The sequence below is a fragment of the Phenylobacterium sp. genome (assembly GCF_030693805.1).
GTDB lineage: Bacteria > Pseudomonadota > Alphaproteobacteria > Caulobacterales > Caulobacteraceae > Phenylobacterium.
Genome location: NZ_JAUXZW010000061.1, coordinates 1 through 19,680, shown reverse-complemented (window position 1 = coordinate 19,680; position 19,680 = coordinate 1). Strand labels below are relative to the sequence as shown.

General features: G+C 69.7%; 16 protein-coding genes and 1 pseudogene. 13 read left to right on the top strand and 4 right to left on the bottom strand.

All coding sequences use genetic code 11. The features are described from left to right. The 5 genes and pseudogenes from Q8M88_RS02545 to Q8M88_RS02525 all read left to right on the top strand — a co-directional run. Positions 1-272: pseudogene (locus Q8M88_RS02545) on the top strand (tRNA (adenosine(37)-N6)-threonylcarbamoyltransferase complex transferase subunit TsaD); the annotation flags it as partial. Continuing rightward, on the top strand, positions 269-1,258 hold the full coding sequence (locus Q8M88_RS02540; RefSeq protein WP_305594677.1) for an NAD(P)H-dependent glycerol-3-phosphate dehydrogenase: 990 nt from the start codon (positions 269-271) through the stop codon (positions 1,256-1,258). The pseudogene Q8M88_RS02545 and the gene Q8M88_RS02540, both read left to right, overlap by 4 nt. A 59-nt stretch (positions 1,259-1,317) precedes the next feature. Continuing rightward, positions 1,318-1,686 (top strand): Rieske 2Fe-2S domain-containing protein, encoded by a 369-nt coding sequence (locus tag Q8M88_RS02535; RefSeq protein ID WP_305594676.1) that lies wholly within the window; start codon positions 1,318-1,320, stop codon positions 1,684-1,686. Between the two features lie 88 nt (positions 1,687-1,774). Then, positions 1,775-2,488 (top strand): class I SAM-dependent methyltransferase, encoded by a 714-nt coding sequence (locus Q8M88_RS02530; protein ID WP_305594675.1) that lies wholly within the window; start codon positions 1,775-1,777, stop codon positions 2,486-2,488. A gap of 149 nt (positions 2,489-2,637) precedes the next feature. Next, entirely contained in the window at positions 2,638-3,846 is a 1,209-nt protein-coding gene (locus Q8M88_RS02525) for a cell wall hydrolase (RefSeq protein WP_305594674.1), read from the top strand. On the opposite strand, the gene Q8M88_RS02520 is transcribed toward Q8M88_RS02525, so the two are convergent. Beyond that, the gene (locus tag Q8M88_RS02520) at positions 3,843-4,598 is read right to left on the bottom strand and encodes a creatininase family protein (RefSeq protein ID WP_305594673.1); all 756 of its coding nucleotides are present in this window, start codon (positions 4,596-4,598) and stop codon (positions 3,843-3,845) included. The genes Q8M88_RS02525 and Q8M88_RS02520 overlap by 4 nt on opposite strands. A 92-nt stretch (positions 4,599-4,690) precedes the next feature. On the opposite strand from Q8M88_RS02520, the gene Q8M88_RS02515 reads away from it, so the two are divergent. Then, complete coding sequence (locus Q8M88_RS02515; RefSeq protein ID WP_305594672.1) at positions 4,691-5,326, top strand: peroxiredoxin; 636 nt, start codon at positions 4,691-4,693, stop codon at positions 5,324-5,326. Between the two features lie 6 nt (positions 5,327-5,332). Here the strand turns inward: Q8M88_RS02515 and Q8M88_RS02510 are convergent, their stop codons facing one another. Next, on the bottom strand, positions 5,333-5,893 hold the full coding sequence (locus tag Q8M88_RS02510; RefSeq protein ID WP_305594671.1) for a DUF2939 domain-containing protein: 561 nt from the start codon (positions 5,891-5,893) through the stop codon (positions 5,333-5,335). Positions 5,894-5,956: 63 nt separating this feature from the next. Between Q8M88_RS02510 and Q8M88_RS02505 the strand changes: the two genes are divergently transcribed. The 5 genes from Q8M88_RS02505 (at position 5,957) to Q8M88_RS02485 (ending at position 14,560) form a co-directional block, all read left to right on the top strand. Beyond that, a complete protein-coding gene (locus tag Q8M88_RS02505; protein WP_305594670.1) occupies positions 5,957-7,402 on the top strand; it encodes a hypothetical protein in 1,446 nt (481 codons plus the stop codon). A 46-nt stretch (positions 7,403-7,448) separates the two neighbouring features. Next, positions 7,449-8,648: a class I SAM-dependent methyltransferase gene (locus Q8M88_RS02500; RefSeq protein ID WP_305594669.1), complete on the top strand. Its 1,200-nt coding sequence runs from the start codon at positions 7,449-7,451 to the stop codon at positions 8,646-8,648. 85 nt (positions 8,649-8,733) lie between these two features. Further along, positions 8,734-10,671 (top strand): acetate--CoA ligase, encoded by a 1,938-nt coding sequence (gene acs / locus Q8M88_RS02495; protein ID WP_305594668.1) that lies wholly within the window; start codon positions 8,734-8,736, stop codon positions 10,669-10,671. A 9-nt stretch (positions 10,672-10,680) separates the two neighbouring features. Then, complete coding sequence (locus tag Q8M88_RS02490) at positions 10,681-11,664, top strand: small ribosomal subunit Rsm22 family protein (RefSeq protein ID WP_305594667.1); 984 nt, start codon at positions 10,681-10,683, stop codon at positions 11,662-11,664. Between the two features lie 73 nt (positions 11,665-11,737). Then, positions 11,738-14,560 (top strand): pitrilysin family protein, encoded by a 2,823-nt coding sequence (locus Q8M88_RS02485; RefSeq protein WP_305594666.1) that lies wholly within the window; start codon positions 11,738-11,740, stop codon positions 14,558-14,560. A 73-nt stretch (positions 14,561-14,633) separates the two neighbouring features. Here the strand turns inward: Q8M88_RS02485 and Q8M88_RS02480 are convergent, their stop codons facing one another. Then, complete coding sequence (locus Q8M88_RS02480; protein WP_305594665.1) at positions 14,634-15,974, bottom strand: Hsp70 family protein; 1,341 nt, start codon at positions 15,972-15,974, stop codon at positions 14,634-14,636. Positions 15,975-16,017: 43 nt separating this feature from the next. Next, complete coding sequence (locus Q8M88_RS02475; protein ID WP_305594679.1) at positions 16,018-18,321, bottom strand: NADP-dependent malic enzyme; 2,304 nt, start codon at positions 18,319-18,321, stop codon at positions 16,018-16,020. A 205-nt stretch (positions 18,322-18,526) separates the two neighbouring features. On the opposite strand from Q8M88_RS02475, the gene dapB reads away from it, so the two are divergent. Together dapB and Q8M88_RS02465 are read left to right on the top strand one after the other, a co-directional pair. Next, complete coding sequence (gene dapB, locus Q8M88_RS02470; protein ID WP_305594678.1) at positions 18,527-19,306, top strand: 4-hydroxy-tetrahydrodipicolinate reductase; 780 nt, start codon at positions 18,527-18,529, stop codon at positions 19,304-19,306. After that, positions 19,307-19,680, top strand: a 374-nt coding sequence (locus Q8M88_RS02465; protein WP_305594664.1) for an amidase family protein, incomplete at its 3' end; no start/stop codon positions are given.

Sequence of the window (19,680 nt, the reverse complement as noted above, 5' to 3'; positions counted from 1 at the left end):
GCCTGGTGGTGGCCGGCGGCGTCGCCGCCAACGCCTGCGTGCGCGCGAAGCTCGAGGACGCGGCCCAGGCGCGAGGCTTCAGCTTCACCGCCCCGCCGTTGACCTACTGCACCGACAACGCCGCGATGATCGCGCTGGCCGGCGCCGAGCGCCTGGCGCTGGGCTGGAGCGATCCCCTCGATGCGCCGGCCCGCCCGCGCTGGCCGCTGGACGCCGCCGCGGCGCTGGCCAATCCGACCCACGTCGCCGGCCGCAAGGGAGCCAAGGCGTGAAGCGCGCAGGGGTCATCGGCGCGGGGGCCTGGGGCACGGCCCTGGCTCAAGTCTGCGCCCGCGCCGGCCTCGACACCACGCTCTGGGCCCGCGAGCCGGAAGTGATCGCCGCCATCGCCGAGCATGGCGAGAATTCCGTCTTCCTGCCGGGGATCGCCCTGGAGCCTTCGATCCGCGCCGTCGGCGACATGGCCGCCCTCGCCGACGTCGCCCTGATCCTCGCGGTCGCCCCGGCCCAGCACTTGCGCGCGGCGCTGGCCGCGCTGGCGCCGCACGTCCGCGCCGGCCTGCCGATCGTGTTGTGCGCCAAGGGCGTCGAGCAGGGTTCGCTGAAACTGATGACCCAGGTGCTGGCCGAGACAGTGCCTCAAGCCGCCGCCGCGGTGCTGTCGGGCCCGAGCTTCGCCGGCGAGGTGGCCCGCGGCCTGCCCACCGCCGTGACGCTGGCCTGCGCAGACGAGGACCTCGGCCGCGCCCTGGCCGAAGCCATCGCCACGCCCACCTTCCGCCCCTACCTGGCCGTCGACATGATCGGCGCCGAGGCCGGCGGCGCGGTGAAGAACGTGCTGGCCATCGCCTGCGGCGTCGTCGAGGGGCGCGAGCTCGGGCGCAGCGCCCACGCGGCCCTGATCACCCGCGGCTTCTCCGAGATGACCCGATTGGCCGTCGCGCTCGGCGGTCAGGCCGACACCGTCGCCGGCCTGTGCGGCCTGGGGGACCTGGTGCTGACCTGCTCCAGCCCGCAGTCGCGCAACATGAGCGTCGGCTTGGCGCTGGGCCGCGGCGAGAGCCTGCAGGCGGCCCTCGCCGGCAAGCTCTCGGTGGCCGAAGGCGTCGCCTCGGCGCCCGCGGTGCGCGAACTGGCTCGCCAGCTCGGCGTCGATACGCCAATCTGCGAAGCGGTCGCAGGCATCCTGGCCGGCGAGCTGGATGTCGACGCGGCGATCCGCGGCCTGCTGTCACGGCCGCTGCGCGAGGAACGATAGGCGAAGACCGCGCGACGTCAGCGCGGCCGCAGGGGAGGAACCAACATGGGATCGGTCGCATGAACACCGACGACGCCAACGACGACAATCCCGCCCGCCCGCCCGCGGGCGTGAGGCTGTGCGCCGTCGACGAACTGAAGGATCCGGGGGCCAAGGGCTTCCACTTCCGCGAGGACCTGCGGTTGTTCAACGGTTTCGTGCTGCGGCGCGGCGACACCGTCACCGGCTTCGTGGACTGGTGCCCGCATGTGGGCTGGCCGCTCGACGTCTACGAGCAATATGTCACCCGTGACGGCCGCCACCTGCTGTGCAGCGGCCACGGCGCGCTGTTCAACTTCGACGGCCTGTGCATCGCCGGCCCCTGCGAGGATGACCACCTGGTGCCGTGGCCGGTGGAAGTGCGCGACGGCGAGGTGTTCACCGCCTGACGCGCTCTTCGTCACCGCGGGGCCTGACCGTTCCTTAACTTGCGTTCGCTAAGGCCTGGATCCTGGACGACGAGAGGATCAGCAAGCCATGGCCGACGCCCTGCGCGCGCTCGCCACGATCAACGCGCGGTTCGCGCCGAACTTCGCCCGCACCATGCTGGCGTCGCGGACGGCCGCGGACGCACAGGCGTTCGCCGCACACTGCGAGGCGAAGGGCTTCGAGTTCACCACCGCATGGGCGGACAACAACATCCCCTACGTCGCCCCGCTGCTGCGCAAGTTCGCGCAAGGGCGCGAACGCATCCGCTACCTGGAGATCGGCGCCTATGAGGGCCGCAATCTGGCGCTCATGGACTGGCTGCTGCCGGGCCAACTCGACGTCACGGTCATCGACCCGTGGTTCGACGAGACCCTCAACCCCGAGGAGAAATACCTCGCCGTCGAGCCGCGCTTCCATCGCAACGTGGGGAAGCTGGGCTTCCCGCAAATCGACGTCCGAAAAGGCTTTTCCACATATGAGCTGCCTCGGATGCTGCAGGCGGGGAACTCTTTCGAACTAATCTATGTTGATGGTTCACACACGGCCTGGGCGGTCGGCGTGGACTTGGCATACTGCGCCGCGATGCTGGCGATCGGCGGGATGGTGGTCCTCGATGACTACTGGCACGACGAGAGCGAGATCGGCGGACCCGGAGTAAAACAGGCTGTAGATCGCTTCTACGGCGTGTTCGGCCGGTATTTCGAAATCTCCGCCGTGTATAGACAGGTCGTTCTGACGAAGACCGGTGAAATTCCACGTTAACCAGCCAACCGAATGCGCTCGCAGAACTTAAGATTGCTTAAGGAATTTGGTTAGCGACTCTGTATCATTATGAGGCGCCGGGGCGAGATTAACCGTCTGTTAAAGATTTATCTGGCGTTAACCGCCTTTTGGCCTTATTGCGTCGCTGAATGCGATCGCAACCTGACTCCACTCCGAAGACCGTGTTCCCGCTCACCCCGCGGGAAACGCGCATCCACGACCGGGCGATTCACCTCGTCGGCTTGGAGCTGTGCGTGGTCGGCGCGATGACCGCCAGCATCGCCTTTGCGGCTGTGCCCGAACAGACCGCGCCGCGCCATGCCGGCGACGTCTCCGGCGAAGGTTTCACCCGCCTCACCGAACGGATGGACCCGGCCATGCTGTGGCTGGCCAGCCGGTTCGAACCGCGCGCTGGCTCGCTGATCGATCAGACCGGCCTGCGCGGCGCCGGCCCCACGGCCGAAGCCGTCGCCGCGAGCCAGGAGGACTCGGTCATCCGCCTCCAGGCGCTGACCCCTGACGCCGCACGCCTCTACAACGCTTCCGTGCCCGCCGCCGAACTGCCGAACGCCTCGGCCAAGCCGTTCAAGCTGAACGCCGGCGCCGTGCTCGACGAATCCCGCGCCACCGACTGCCTGACCGCGGCGGTCTACTATGAAGCCGCCAGCGAGAGCCTCGACGGCCAGCGCGCGGTCGCCCAGGTGGTGCTCAACCGCATGCGCCACCCCGCCTATCCGAAGACGGTCTGCGGCGTGGTGTTCCAGGGATCCAACCGCACCACCGGCTGCCAGTTCAGCTTCACCTGCGACGGTTCGCTCGGCCGCCAGCCCTCCGCGGGCGGCTGGTCCCGCGCCCGCCAGGTCGCGGTCGAGGCGCTGAACGGCTATGTGATGCGCAGAGTCGGCACCGCCACCCACTACCACGCCAACTACGTCGCTCCGTACTGGAGCCCGAGCCTGGTGAAGATCGGCGCGATCGGCGCGCACATCTTCTATCGCTGGACGGGCCGCAGCGGTTTGCCGCCGGCGTTCAGCGGCGGCTATGCGGGCGGCGAGATGGCCGGCCTGCAGATCGCCACCCTCGACGGCCTCGCCAAGTCGCAGGTGAAGCTCGACATCGCCGACGCGCCCGAAAGCATGGCGGCGCCGGCCGAGTCGGTGGTGTTGGCCGCCAACAGCACGACCCAGCGCAATGCTTCGGGCCAAGGCGGCGCCTCGCCGCTGGACGACGCCGAGACCCTGGCCGCCATCGACATGGGCCAGGACGCTGGCGCGATCACCAAGCCGGAAGAGCTGGACTGGGCCGGTCGGCCGAAGTCAAAAGGCCCGCCGCGAGTCGCCGTCCCCGGCGGGCTCTAGGGCCGCTCCAGCGTCGCTTCGCTTGCGAAGCTGTTGAAGTCGTCGACCAGCGCGGACACGCAGGCGGCGACCAGTTCACCGCCCTTTTCCGGCGTCGCCAGGCCGGGATCCGAACCCATCCGGCCGTCCGCATAGCGGGCGCGGAAGTCCATCGCCTCGCGGATCGGCCCGCTTGGCGCGATCTGCGGCGCATAGTTCGCGGCCTTGATCGCGTCGGGATAGGCCCACTGGGTGATGGCGATCTCCGACGGCGTCGCGTGGCTGCCGTGTCCCGAAGGGTACTGGCGGTTCACCAGGCCCATCACCCCGCGCAGCTGCCACCAGTTGACCACCCGTAACGCGAAGCCCCGCGGGCGCCCCGCGTAGCTGGCGTCCGCGTAGATTTCCGAGAACGCCGCCTCGATGGTCGGCAGATTGCCCCCATGGCCGTTGAGGAAATACAGCTTCTCGAAGCCGTGCAGCGCCAGCGAGCGGCACCAGTCGCCGATCGCCAGCATGAAGGTCGAGGGCCGTAGCGCGATGGTGCCGGGGAAGCCCAGATGGTGCTGCGCCATGCCGATGTTGAAGGTGGGCGCCACAAGCATGTCGGCGGTCTTCTGCGCCTCGTGGGCGATGATCTCGGGGCACAGCCAGTCGGTGCCGAGCAGGCCGGTGGGTCCGTGCTGCTCGTTGGAGCCGATGGGGATCACCACCGCCTTGGACCGTCCCAGATAGCTTTCGATCTCCGGCCAGGTGGAAAGGTGCAAAAGCATCGTGCGCGCGTCCTTCGGACGGTGAAATTCGGCCTCCGGCATATTACGTTCGCAGCGGGCCGGTAAGACCAATCGCGCGAAGGAGGCCAGACATGGCTCTGCAACTGAACGACGTCGCCCCGGACTTCACCCAGGATTCCACCGAGGGGCCGATCCATTTCTACGACTGGGCGGGAGACTCGTGGGTCGTGCTGTTTTCGCACCCCAAGGACTTCACCCCGGTCTGCACCACCGAACTGGGCGTAGTGGCCAAGCTCAAGCCGGAATTCGAGAAGCGTAACGCCAAGGTCATCGGCTTGTCGGTGGACGCCGCCGCCAGCCACGCCGGCTGGTCGAAGGACATCGAGGAGACGCAAGGCGCGAAGCTGAACTTCCCGCTGATCGCCGACCACGACCGCAAGGTCGCCGACCTCTACGGCATGATCCATCCGAACGCGTCCGACACCATGACCGTGCGCTCGGTGTTCATCATCGACCCGGCCCACAAGGTGCGTCTGACGCTCACCTATCCGGCGTCCACGGGGCGCAACTTCGATGAACTGCTGCGGGTGATCGATTCCCTGCAGCTCACCGACAAGCACAAGGTCGCCACCCCGGCCAACTGGCGTCAAGGCGAGGACGTGATCATCGTCACCTCGGTCACCGACGATCAGGCCAAGGACCTGTTTCCCGGCGGCTGGACCGAGCACAAGCCGTACCTCCGGACGGTCAAGCAACCGGCGGGCTGAGGCGCTCTAGTCCGCGGCGTCTTCCACCGGCGCCACATTGGCCGGCGTGATCGATGGATCGGCAAGCTGCACGCCCAGGTCGGCGGCGTGCAGCGCCACCAGCTTCCATGCCTTGCCGCGCTTGGCGAACGTCAGCAAGCAGAGGTCGCGCACGCCCGGATCGAGCAGGCACACCCTGCCGCTGTCCAGCTTCTTCAGAGCGCGGGCGACATCGGCCTGACGGCTGTCGCCCGACAGCGACAGCAGCGGGCCGCCCCGCGCCAGCGCCAGCGCCTGCGGCGCGATCATCCGGTCCACCGCCACGTCGCCCACATCGCCCAACTGGGCGTGAAGCGCGCGAACGTCGGGCGATTCCAGCAATTGGGTCTTCAGATCGGCGCGCAACGCTTTGCGGTCGAGATGCGCCTCCAGCGCCTTGGCGTCGTCCTTCTCCGCGGCCTGCAGGAAGGCCCGCACGTCCCCGGCCGCATCCTTCTTCACCGCGCCGCCGCAGGCCGCCAGGCTCAGAGAAATCGCTACGGCCAGCAACAGGCGCGGTCCGCGCGGTGGGGAAGATTTGAGCGCCATGCGGATGAGTCTAGAGGCGCCCGCGCGCCGGGTTAAGCGTGTTGCGGCGCATATGGCGTTGTCGTGACCGCGTCCTTGGCCCAAGCCTCACCCAGGCACGGATTCGAGAACGATGCGGGCATGGCGGCGACATCGGGTTTGAGCGCGGCGGAGCAGGCCGGCCGCCGGCTGGGCGTCGTCGAATGGCTGGCGCTCGCGCTCTGCATCGGCGCGGCCGCCTATCAGCTTCACGCCATCTTCGCGCCGGGCTTCATGTCGTTCGACAGCCTGCTGTTCTACGAAGAAGCGATCGAGGGCGTCACCCGCAGCACCTGGCCGCCGGCCTACGCTTACCTGATCCAGGTCACCCGCGCGCTGGGCGGCGACTACGGCGCCCTGTTCCTGGCGCAGACGGCGATGGTGTTCGGCTTCGGCGGATACCTGACGATGCGGCTCGCGGCGGGATCGGCGGTGCGCAGGCTGCTGGCGCTGGTGCTGTTCATGGCCGCCTTCATCGCGGTTCCGCCGCTGCTGGGCACGATGGTCGTGCTGTGGAACGCAGTGCCGGTGGCGGGCTTCATGCTGGCCGGCGCCGCCTTGCAGTTGGCCAGCGCGCGCGGCCGGCGCATCGGCTGGGCGCTCGCCGCAATCCTCGCCTACGCGGCCTGTTTCGCCCTGCGCTACAACTCGGTGTTCCTGATCGGGCCGGAGATGCTGCTGCTGCTGGCCTTTCCGCTGGGCGCGCGCAGCACGGCCAAGCACCGGATCATTGTCGCGACCGTAGCCCTGGTCGCCTTTGCGATCGCCCTGGTCAGCTTCAGTCATCGCCTGCCGGACCTGAAGCCGCTGCCGTTCAACGCCGGGGTGCGGACGATCCAGAGCTTCGACCTGATCGGCGTCTCGGCGCTGTGCGGCGAGAGCTTCCTCACCCCCGAGATGATCGCCAAGGGGCCGGTCTCCCTCGCCGCCATCCGCCGCCACTACGATCCGCGCCACCTCAACGTCAGCCTCGCCGACAGGCCCGGCGTCGCCTCGATCGTCAAACCTGGCGACGCCGACCAGGTCGACGCCGCCTGGCGTCGCGCGGTGGCCGCCCATCCCGGCTGCTACCTGAGGCACCGCTGGGCCGTGTTCACCGAGCAGATGGGCGCCGCGCCGGGCGGCCTGTTCTATGCGACGCATGGCGGGATCGACCCCAACCGCTTCGGCTTTGTGCTCGCCAATCCCGAGCAGGCGCAGCGCGCGGCGGTGGCGATCTCCCAATCGGCCAACGATCCGCTCCGTCGGCCGGTGTGGCTCTATCTCGGCGCGGTCGCGGCGGCCCTCTGGCTGGCCCTGCGCCGCGACGCGCGCGCCCTGCCGATGGGCCTGCTCACCTTGAGCGCGCTGGCCTACGCCGGCAGCCACCTGTTCATCGCCGCCGCGGCCGACGCCCGCTACATCTTCCCGTCCAATGTACTTTGCGTCGTGGTGATCGCCGCGGCGCTGGGCGGGCGCCAGGCGCTTCTCACGCCTGCCGGGCGGCGCTAGTGCTGCGGTGGACGCGGGCCGCACAGCCCTGGCGAGCGGAGCGGTGATGGCGGATTCGGACCTTCAGGACTTGGACTTCGACCACCTGGATCCCGCCTACCGCGGCTTCATCGACGAGGCGCTGGCCCAGTACGGCCTCGATCCGGCGGTGTTCTGCACCCCGGTGCCGGCGGCCGACGAGATGACCTTCAAGGCGCTGCTGCCCAACTACGAGTTCGACCGCAACATCGGCGCCTTCAAGTTCACCGAGGCGACGCTGCGCCACTTCGACGCCTACGATCAGATCGTGCGCGGCGTGTTCGGCGGGTTCGAGCGGCTGAATTCGGTGCTCGACTTCGCCTCCGGCTACGGTCGCCTGACCCGCATCCTCATCCAGAAGCTGCCCCGCGATCGCATCTGGGTGTCCGACATCTATGCCGAGGCCGTGGACTGGCAGGCGCAGACCTTCGGCGTCAACGCCTTCGCCTCCAGCCCCGACCCCGCGCTGCTGGACCACGCCGGCGGCCACGACCTGGTGTTCGTGGGTTCGATGTTCTCCCACCTGCCCGCCGGCCTGTTCCACGACTGGCTGGCGAAGCTCTACGGGTTCCTGGGGCCCCGCGGCGTGCTGGCGTTCAGCGTCCACGACGAGGCGCTGCTGCCGGCCGGCGAATCCATGGACGCCACCGGCCTGCGCTACTTCCGCGCCAGCGAGAGCGGCAGCCTCGACGCCGATATCTACGGCATGTCCTACGTCACCGAGGCGTTTGTCGCCGACGCGATCGCGCGCGTCGCCCCCGGTGTCGCCTCGCGGCGCTTCCCCAAGGGGCTGTACGAGAACCAGGACCTCTACGTGGTCGGAACGCCTGGCGTTGACCTCCAGCGTCTCGTGCTCGCCAGCACGCCGATGGGCGGACTCGAAACCATCACCCTGTTGCCCACCGGCGAGGCAGAATTCGCCGGCTGGGCGATCGAGCGCACGCCGGGACAGCGGATCGAACGCATCGGCGTCCTCGTCGACGGCGCGCCCGCGGCCGAGATCCTACCTGCCACCGAACGGCCGGATGTGCTCGCAGCCTTTCCGTGCGCCGCTAACACGCCGGTGGGCTGGCGCTTCCGGTTGTCGGCGGCCGAGGCCGCGCCCGGCGCGCGCCTGCGCCTGCAGCTTCAAAGCACGTCAGGCCTCTCCGGCCACGTGTTCGCGCAGATGCCGGCGCCGGCGGCGATGACCTATTCCGGCTGGTCGCGGCGCGCGCTGCGCGACTGAGCGCGCAGGGTGTTGCGCATCGCGTCGGGTATCGCCTAACTCGCGCATCCGGCCCTGCGAGGCCGGCAGCGGGAGGAGTGACGCGGTGAGCGATGGCGAGGTTTTTCCCGTTCCCGAGGCCTGGGCGAAACGGGCGCTCATCGATCAGCGGGCCTATCAGACCGCGGTCGCGCGCGTCGACGCGGATCCGGAGGGGTACTGGCGCGACTTCGCCAGCCGCCTCGACTGGATCACCCCGCCCACCCAGATCAAGGACGTCTCCTTCGACCGCGAGGACTTCCGCATCCGCTGGTACGCCGATGGCGTCCTGAACGTTTCGGTCAACTGCCTGGATCGCCATCTCGAGGCCCGCGGCGACCAGACGGCGATCATCTGGGAAGGCGACGACGGCGAGTACTATCCGATCAGCTACGGCGACCTGCACGCCGAGGTCTGCCGGATGGCCAACGTGCTCAAGGCCAAGGGTGTGGCCAAGGGCGATCGGGTGACCATCTACCTGCCGATGATCCCGCAGGCGGCCGTCGCCATGCTGGCCTGCGCGCGGATCGGCGCCGTGCACTCGGTCGTGTTCGGCGGCTTCTCCCCCGACAGCCTGGCCGGACGCATCCAGGATTGCGACTCCCGCATCGTCATCACCGCCGACGAAGGCCTGCGCGCCGGCAAGCCCGTGCCGCTGAAGGCCAATGTCGACGAGGCGTTGAAGGAGTGCCCGGGCGTCACCGACGTCATCGTCGTGCGCCGCACCCGCGCCGACGTGCCGATGGTGGAGGGTCGCGACGCCTACTATTCGGACCTCAAGGCGACCGTCGCCGATACCTGCGAGCCCGAGCCGATGAACGCCGAGGACCCGCTGTTCATCCTCTACACCTCAGGCTCGACGGGTAAGCCCAAGGGCGTGCTGCACACCACCGGCGGCTATCTCGCCTGGGCCGCCTACACCCACGAGGCGGTGTTCGACTATCGGCCGGGCGAGGTGTTCTGGTGCACCGCCGACATCGGCTGGGTGACCGGCCACACCTATGTGGTCTACGGGCCCCTGGCCAACGCGGCGACCACGGTGATGTTCGAGGGCGTGCCCACCTACCCGACCAACTCGCGGTTCTGGGAGGTCATCGACAAGCACAAGGTGGAGATCTTCTACACCGCCCCCACCGCCATCCGCGCCCTGATGCGCGACGGCGAGGAGCCGGTGAAGCGCACCTCGCGCGCCTCGCTCCGGTTGCTGGGCAGCGTCGGCGAGCCGATCAATCCCGAGGCCTGGCTCTGGTACCATCGGGTGGTCGGCGAGGGCCGCTGTCCGATCGTCGACACCTACTGGCAGACGGAGACCGGCGGCGCGCTGATCTCGCCGCTGCCGGGCGCAACGGCGTTGAAGCCCGGCTCCGCCACACGACCGCTGCCGGGGATCAAGGCTCAGTTGGTCGACGCCGACGGCAAGGTTCTGGAGGGCGCGGTCAGCGGCAACCTCTGCTTCACCGACTCCTGGCCCGGACAGATGCGCACGGTCTACGGCGACCACGACCGGTTCATCGCCACCTACTTCGCCACCTATCCGGGCAAGTACTTCACCGGCGACGGCTGCCGCCGCGACGAGGACGGGGACTACTGGATCACCGGCCGGGTCGACGACGTGATCAACGTCTCCGGCCACCGCCTGGGCACCGCCGAGATCGAGAGCGCCCTGGTCGAACATCAGGACGTGGCCGAGGCCGCCGTGGTCGGCCGCCCGCACGACGTGAAGGGTCAGGCGATCTACTGCTTCGTCACCTTGAACAGCGACGTGAAGCCCACCGACATCCTTGAGGCCGAACTGAAGGGCTGGGTTCGCCGCGAGATCGGCCCCTTCGCCGCCCCAGACGCCATCCAGTTCGCGCCCGGCCTGCCCAAGACCCGGTCGGGCAAGATCATGCGCCGCATCCTGCGCAAGATCGCCGAGGGCGACCTGTCCAACCTCGGCGACACCTCGACGCTGGCCGACCCCTCGGTGGTCGACGACCTGGTGGCCAACCGGGCCAAGGACTGAGCCGGTGGCGTGAACGCCGAACTTCCCGCCGCCCTGAGCGAGGCCATTGCGCGCGAGCTGGACGGCGTCTCCGGCCGCGTCCTGAACGAGCGCGCAACCCAGGTCTCCGAACGCTACCGCCGCGGCGACACCTCGGCCAAGGCGATCGCCGGCGGCGAGGACGCGCTGGCCTATGCGCTCGCCCGCGCGCCGGCGACCTACGCGGCGTGCGCGGCGGCTTTCGCGCAAGGCCACGCCATGACGCCCGACTTCGCGCCCCGGCGTCTGCTGGACGCCGGCGCCGGACCCGGCGGCGCGAGCTGGGCGGCGCTCGAGCGCTGGCCGAGCCTCGACGAGATCCGGATGATCGACGCGAGCCCGCCGTTCCTGGCCCTGGCGCGCCGCCTCGCCGGGGCTGGATCGCCGGTGCTGCAAGCCGCAGAGATCACGCGGCGCGACCTGCTCTCAGCCGACCCATTCCCGAAGGCCGATCTTGTGGTGGCGAGCTACGCCCTGGCCGAGTTGAGTGCGGACGACCAAGCCCAGGTGGTCACCGCCCTTTGGGCCGCCTGCGAAGGCGTGCTGGTCCTTGTCGAGCCAGGAACACCGCAGGGCTTCGAGCGCATCCGCGCCGCCCGCGCGAGCCTGATCGCCGCCGGCGCGACCATCGCCGCGCCCTGCCCGCACGACGACGCTTGCCCGATGGTCGAACCCGACTGGTGCCACTTCGTCCAGCGCCTGCCGCGAAGCCGCGCCCATCGCCTGGCCAAGGGCGCCGAGGCCCCGTTCGAGGATGAGAAGTTCGCCTATGTCGTCGCCGCCCGGCCGACGGTGCGCCTCGCCACGCGCAGCCCCCGCGTTCTCGCCCGCCCCCGCCACCTCAAGCCCGGCGTCGAGCTGAAACTCTGCACAGCCGGCGACGTCGAGCAGCGCTTCGTGCCCCGCCGCGACAAGGGCGCCCACCGCGCCGTCCGCCACGTCGACTGGGGCGGCGCCATGCCGGGCGACGGCTGAGTTCACACCTGAGATTCAACTCGCGAGCGATCTGCTCTAAGGGTGAGGCCTCCTCCTCGCATCGGAAGCCCGCATGTTCCGCAACGCCCTTCGCGCCGCCTGCCTGTCGTTGACGCTCGCCCTCGTCGTCCCGACCGTAGCTGCTGCTCAAGGCGTCCAGGTGCCGCCGATCGTCTACAAGGAACGCACGCTCGCCAACGGGCTGAAGGTTTTCACCTCCCTCGATCGCTCGACGCCCAACGTCAGCGTCCAGGTCTGGTACGGCGTCGGGTCCAAGGATGATCCGAACGGCCGCTCGGGCTTCGCCCACCTGTTCGAGCACATGATGTTCAAGGCGACCAAGGACATGCCGGCCGAGAGCATCGACCGTTTCACCGAGGACGTCGGCGGCATCAACAACGCCTCCACCTGGGACGATTTCACCAACTACTACGAAGTGGTCCCGGCCAACCATCTGCAGCGCCTGCTGTGGGTCGAGAGCCAGCGCATGGGCTCGCTGGTGGTCGATGAGGCCAACTTCAAATCCGAACGCGACGTGGTGAAGGAGGAGCTGCGCCAGCGGGTGCTGGCCGATCCCTACGGCCGGCTGTTCGCGCTGATGCTGCCCCAGGCGACCTACGCCAAGCATCCATATCGCCGGCCCGGCATCGGCTCCATCGAGGAGCTGGATGCCGCCACCCTCGACGACGTGCGCGCCTTCCACCAGGCCTACTACCGCCCCGACAACGCCGCCCTGATCGTGGTCGGCAACTTCGACGAGGCGGAGCTCGCCGCCTGGGTCGACAAATACTACGCCGCCCTCAAGAAGCCCGCCGCGCCCGTCCGCCGGGTGACTGCGGTGGAGCCCGCGCGCAAAGGTCCCGGCGTCTATGACGGCTACGGCCCCAACGTGCCGCTGCCGGCCGTGGCGATCACCTGGCTTGGCGCCCGCGCGGCCGACGCCGACGCCCCGGCGCTGAAGGTGTTGGACGCCATCCTCTCGGCCGGCAAGTCGTCCCGGCTCTACGACGCGCTGGTCTACGACAAGCAGATCGCCGCCCAGATCTACTCCAACGCCGACCTGCCGCAGCAGCCGGGCATGGTGGTGGTCGGCGCGGTGATGGCCAGCGGCCACACCCTGGCCGAGGGCGAGACCGCCTTGCTGGCCCAGGTCGCAAAGCTGCGCGACGCAGCCCCCACGCCGGAGGAACTGGAAGAGGCGAAGAACGAACTGATCGCCAGCACCCTGCGTGAACGCGAAACCCTGGAAGGCCGCGGCTTCGCGCTCGGCTATGCCCTGCAGGTCGAGGGTGACGCCGCCCGCGCCAACACCGCGCTCGCCGACCTGCAGGCGGTCACCGGCGCCGACGTCCAGCGGGTGGCGGTCAAGTATCTGGCCGACAACCGCCGCATGACCATCCGCTACCGTCCGGAGTCCGAGCGCTCGGCCAAGGCGCCGGCGACGCCCCCCGCCCGCAAGGTCGCCTCCGTCAAATACACCGGCCCGGTGGTCGCCTTGGCGCCGGAAGCCGCCCGCGAGCCGCCGCCGCCGATCGCCGACCCTATCGCCCCCACCTTGCCGACGCCCGCGGAACGCACCTTGCCGAACGGCCTGCGGGTGATCGTCGCCCGCTCCAGCGACCTGCCGCTGGTCACCGCCGATCTGACCGTCAGGACCGGCGCCTGGGCCGACCCGACCGGCCTCGCCGGCGCGGCCGGCCTCACCGCCGACATGCTCAGCGAAGGCACCAAGACCCGCAGCGCCCGCGAGGTGGCCCGCGAAATCGAGGCCCTTGGCGCGACGCTCGGCGCGGGGGCCGCGTCGGATTCCACCTCCGTCACCCTGAACGTCACCCCGGACAAGCTGGCCCCGGCCATGGCGATCATGGCTGACGTCGCCCGCAACCCGGCCTTCGCGCCGGAGGAACTGGAACGCCAGCGCCAGCTCGCGCTGGACGGCCTGCAGGTCGCCTACCAGGAGCCGGGATCGGTGGCCGCATTCGTCGCCGCGCCCGTCGTGTTCGGCGGAACGCCGTTCGGCCACCCCGCCACCGGCGCGCCGGCCTCGATCGCCCGCATCCAGACCGACGACTTGGTCAAGCTGCACGCCACCTACTTCCGGCCCGACAACGCCGTGATGGTGCTGACCGGCGACATCACCGCCGAGGACGGCTTCGCCCTCGCCTCGCAGGTGTTTGGCGGTTGGGAGAAGCCGGCCTCGCGCCTGCCCGACCAGCCGAACGTCAAGGCCGACGCCAGGCCCCGCGCCGTGGCGGTCGACATGCCGGGCACGGGCCAGGCGGCGGTGACGGTGACCGGCCCCGCCATCGCCCGGGACGATCCGGCCTACTATCCGGGCCTGGTCGCCAACGCGGTGCTGGGCGGCGGCTATTCCGCGCGCCTGAACCAGGAGATCCGCATCAAGCGCGGCCTCAGCTATGGCGCCGGCTCGGCCCTCTCGGCCCGGCGCACCACCGGCGTGTTCGCCGCCCGCGCCCAGACCAAGAACGAGTCCGCGGCCCAGGTGCTGGACCTGATCCGCGCAGAGCTGGACCGCCTGGCGACCCAGCCCGCGGGGCCTGAAGAGCTGAAGGCGCGCAAGTCAGTGCTGATCGGCGGGTTCGGGCGCCAGCTCGCCACCACCGGCGGCCTCGCCGACATCCTCGGCGAACTGGCGCTCAACGGCGTGCCGCTGGGCGAGATCGGCGCCTACACCGGCAAGGTCGAGGCGATTGACGCCGCCCAGGTGCAGACCTTCGCCGCGCGCGTCCTGGCGCCCGACAAGGCGAGCGTCATCGTCGTCGGTGACGCCAAGGCCTTCGAGGCCGAGCTGAAGACCCGCGCCGCTAATCTGGAGGTCATCCCCATCGACCAGCTCGACGTCGAAAGCCCCACCCTGCGCAAACCGGCGAAGTAGGGCGCTCAGCCCAACTCCGCTCACCCCGGCGAAAGCCGGGGCCCTAGCGGGCCGTCAGCGGACCAATCGCAGGTCAGCTTGGCTCCCGGCTTTCGCCGGGATGAGCGGCTGTGGGAGCCCGCATGGTCCAGCGGCCCACGTCGCGCTCCAGGCCCATGAGGGCCAGGCCCGAGGCGATCGATTCAAGCTCGCCGCCCGACTCGATCCGCTCGGCGGCGAAACGGCGATGGAAGACCTGTCGCACCGCCGGCGCCAGCGACGAGCCGCCGGTGAGGAACACCCGGTCGATCTGATCGGCCCCCAGGCCGGCGTCGGCCATCGCCGCATCGACAGCGCCCTCGATCAGCGCGAGCTCCGGCGCGATCCATGCCTCGAATTCCGTGCGCTCGACGTCGCGGGCGATCTCGATGCTGCCGGCCACGAAGCTGAAGGTGACCACCTCGTCGACCGACAACGCCTCCTTCAGCCGGGTGACGGCGCGGTACAGCGGATAGCCCAGGTTGTCGTCCAGCACCTCGACCAGGCGCGACAGCTTCTCCGGCTCGACGGCGTCGCGCACCAGGCCGCGGATCTCGCGCATGTCGCGCGAGGCGCGCATCAGCGCCAGCTGGTCCCAGCGGGCGAACGCCGCGTAGTAGCGGTTGGGGATCGGCAGTATCTTTTCGAACGCCCTGTAGCTCGACCCCTTGCCGAGCTGAGGCGAAACCAGGCGGTCGATGATCCGGTAGTCGAAAGCGTCGCCGGCTACGCCGACCCCGGAACGGCCCAGCGGCGTCGCCTGCATCGCGTTTCCCACGCGCTCGAAGCGGATGATCGAGAAGTCGCTCGTGCCGCCGCCGAAGTCGCCGACCAGCACCGTCGCGTCCTCGGTCAGGCCGCGGGCGAAGAAGAACGCCGCGCCCACGGGCTCGTAGGCGTAGAGCATCTCGGTGAAGCCCTGCCGCCGGAACGCCTCCTCGTATCGTTCGAGCGCCAGCGCCGGGTTGGGCGCAGCGCCGGCGAACGTCACCGGCCGGCCGACGATCACCCTCGCCGGCGCCTGGGCCATGGCGGACCCGGCGTGAGCCCGCAGCCGCGCCAGGAACACGCTCAACAGATCCTCGAACTTGTAGCGCCGCTCAAGGATCCGCGTTTCGCTGAACGCCTCGCTGGCGGCGAAGGTCTTGAACGACTGGATGAACCGGGTCTCCAGCGGGTCCTCGGCATAGGCCTCCACCGCCCAGGGACCCGCCTCGACCGTGCGGTCGCGGGGGCGATCGGCTGGCGCATGGAAGCTCAGCGTGGAGCGGAACGCCGTGGTCTCGCCGTCCGGCGCGGGGAAGGCGACCAGCCTCGCGGCCTCCCCCGGCGTCGCCATGGCGAGCACGGTGTTGGTCGTGCCGAAATCAACGCCCAGGCTGAAGCCGGCGGTCATCACGCGCTCCATGCGCCGGGTGCGGGCCGGTCGTCGGGCGCTGTCAGGCGGCGACGGCGGCCGTGGTTTCGGCGCCCGCCTGCCGGTAGGCGGCCAGTGTCGCCATCTGCAGGATGCGCGACACCGAGGCCGACAGCGGGCAGATCTGGATCGACTTGGACAGGCCCAGCAGGATCGGCCCGATCACCGTCGCCTCGCCCAGCGATTCCACCAACTGGGTGGAGATCGAGGCCGAGTGGATCGCCGGCATGATCAGCACGTTCGCCGGCCCGGTCAGGCGCATGAACGGGTAGTTGACCCGTCGCGTCGGATCGAGCGCCAGCGAAGGCGGCATCTCGCCCTCGTACTCGAAGTCGAGGTCCATGCCGTCCAGGATCGCCACCGCCTCGCGCACCTTCTGCGAGCGTTGGCCCATGGGGTTGCCGAACGCCGAATAGGACAGGAAGGCGACGCGCGGGTCGTAGCCCAGGGCGCGCACGGCGCGGGCGGCCTCGCGGGCGATCTCCACCAAGTCCTCCGCCTCGGGCATCTCGGTGACGTTGGTGTCGGCGATGAACAGGGTGCGGCCCTTGGCCAGCACCGTGGTCATGCCCATCACCCGTCCGCCGGGGGCGGGATCGACGACCCGCAACACTTCCTCCAGCACCTGGTCGAAGCTGCGGGTGACGCCGGTGACCATGCCGTCGGCGTGGCCCAACGCCACCATGCAGGCGGCGAAGGAGTTGCGGTCCTGGTTGACCAGCCGCTGCACGTCGCGCTGCAGGTAGCCTTTCCGCTGCAGGCGCGAATACAGGTACTCGACGTATTCGGGATTCCGGTCGGACAGCCGCGCGTTGATGATCTCCAGCGGCGCCTCGCCAGGCTGCAGGCCGGCGCGCAGCATGTTCTCGTGCACCAGTTCCTCGCGGCCCACCAGCACGGCCTGGCCCAGGCCGGCCGTCTGGAAAGCGTAGGCGGCGCGGATCACGCTCAGCTCTTCGCCCTCCGCGAACACCACGCGACGGCGGTTCGGACCCGACAGCACGGCCCCCTGCAGCCGCTGCAGGAACGCCGCGGTGGGGTCCAGGCGCTGAGCCAGCGAAGCGCGGTAGACTTCCATGTCCTCGATCGGCCGGCGCGCCACGCCGGTCTTCATCGCGGCTTCGGCGACGAACGGCGGGATGTACCAGATCAGCCTGGGATCGAACGGCGTCGGGATGATGTATTCCGGCCCGAACTTGAGCTGGCGGCCATGATAGGCGGCGGCGACCTCGTCGGGGACGTCCTCGCGCGCCAGCATGGCCAGCGCGTTGGCGCAGGCGATCTTCATCTCCATGTTCACCCGCCGCGCGCGCACGTCCAGCGCGCCGCGGAAGATGTAGGGGAAGCCCAGCACGTTATTGATCTGGTTGGCGTAGTCGCTGCGTCCCGTGGCCACGATGGCGTCGGGCCGCACGGAATAAACTTCTTCGGGCGTGATCTCAGGGTCGGGGTTGGCCATGGCGAAGATGATCGGCCGTGGCGCCATCGCCTTCACCAGGTCGGCGGTCAGCGCGCCCTTCACCGACAGGCCGATGAACACGTCGGCGCCCACCAGCGCCTCGGCCAGGGTGCGCCTGTCGGTGTCGATGGCGTGGGCCGACTTCCACTGGTTCATGTCCTCAGCGCGGCCGCGGTAGAGAACGCCCTTGCGGTCGACGGCGATGACGTTGGCGTGCTGCACGCCCATCGCCTTGATCAGCTCCAGCGTAGCGATGCCGGCGGCGCCCGGGCCGTTCAGCACGACCTTGACGTCCTTCATGCTGCGCCCGGTGATCTTGCAGGCGTTGATCAGGCCGGCCGCCGAGATGATCGCCGTGCCGTGCTGGTCGTCATGGAACACCGGGATGTCGAGCAGCTCCTGCACCTCGGTCTCGATGCGGAAGCATTCTGGGCTCTTGATGTCCTCGAGATTGATGCCGCCGAAGGTCACGCCGATGTTCTTGACCACCGTGATGATCTCGTCGGGATCGGTGGCCGAGACCTCGATGTCGATCGAATCCACGTCGGCGAAGCGCTTGAAAAGGACGCTCTTGCCTTCCATCACCGGCTTTGAGGCCAGCGCGCCCAGGTTGCCCAGGCCGAGGATCGCCGTGCCGTTGGAGATCACCGCCACCAGGTTGCCCTTGGAGGTGTAGTCGTAAGCCTTGTCAGGGTCCTCGGCGATCGCCAGAACCGGCACCGCGACGCCCGGCGAATAGGCCAGCGAGAGGTCGCGCTGGGTCGCCATCGGCTTGGTCGGCGAGATCGAGATCTTGCCTGGCGTCGGATAGCGGTGGAAGGCGAGCGCTTCCTCGTCGGTGAATGTGCGTTTCTCGGCGTCGCTGATCAAGGCGGCGTATCCTGCTTCGGCAATCGATAAAGGGAGCGCCAAGCTATAGAGCCCTCTCGAGGGGAACAAAACCCGCGTCGCGCGTAGGGATTTATTATTTCACGACGCTATGGGCTTCGGCGTTGACCGCAGGGCGCGCATCGCCAGACTTGCGTTTCCCTTGCGGCCCGGCCGCGTAAGCTCGCCCTTTCAGGAGGTCGCCCTGTCCGATCCCATCCGCATCGCCGTCGCGGGCGCGCTCGGCCGCATGGGCCGTGCGACGGCGGCGGCTGTCGAAACCCGCGACGGACTGCAGCTCGTCGCCCGGTTCGACCGCCCAGAGGCGCCCCAGGACGGCCTGACGCCGATCGACGCTGCGGTGGGCGGTTGTGACGTGGTCATCGACTTCAGCACGCCTGCGGCCTCGGCCGCCCTCGCCCAGCTCAGCGCCGCGCGGGGCGGGCCGGCGCTGGTGATCGGATCAACCGGCTTCGACGAGGCGCAGATCGCCGCCATCACCCAGGCCGCGCAGAACGTCGCCATCGTGCGCGCCGGGAACTTCTCCCTGGGCGTCAACACCTTGCTAGGCTTGGTCGCCCAGGCCGCCCGCGCCCTGCCGGCCGACGCCTATGACATCGAGGTCTACGAGGCCCACCACCGCCGCAAGGTCGACGCGCCGTCCGGCACCGCGCTGATGCTGGGCGAAGCGGCGGCGCAGGGGCGCGGCCAGGCGCTGTCGGACGTGGCCGTGCGCGGTCGCGACGGGATCACCGGCGCGCGACGGACCGGCGACATCGGCTTCTCGGTGCTGCGCGGCGGCGGCGTCGTCGGCGACCACAGCGTCATCTTCGCCGCCGAGGACGAGCTGCTGACCCTGTCCCACCGGGCCATGGACCGCGGCCTGTTCGCCCGCGGAGCCGTCGAAGCCGCGCGCTGGGTCGCCGGCCGCACGCCCGGCGCCTACGACATGATGGATGTCCTAGGGTTCAAGGGCGCAACCTGAATGCCGCGCCGCGACCTGGTTGAGCTCGACGCCACCGCCCAGCTCGCGGCGCTGGCCTCGCGGCAGGTCAGCGCCGTCGAACTGCTGAAGTCCGCCCTCGCCCGCCACGAGCAGACCCACGCCCAACTCAATGCGGTGGTCGCCGTCGACCTGGAACGCGCCCTGGCCCGCGCCGCCGCCATCGACGACCTTCGGGGACGCGGCGAGCATCTGGGCGTACTAGCCGGCCTGCCGATGACCATCAAGGACACCCTGGACGTGGCCGGCATGCCGGCGTCCTCGGGCCTCGAACATCTGCGCCGTCGCCAGGCCGTGGACGCTGTCGTCGTCGCCCACGCCCGTGACGCCGGCGCGGTGATCTGGGGCAAGACCAA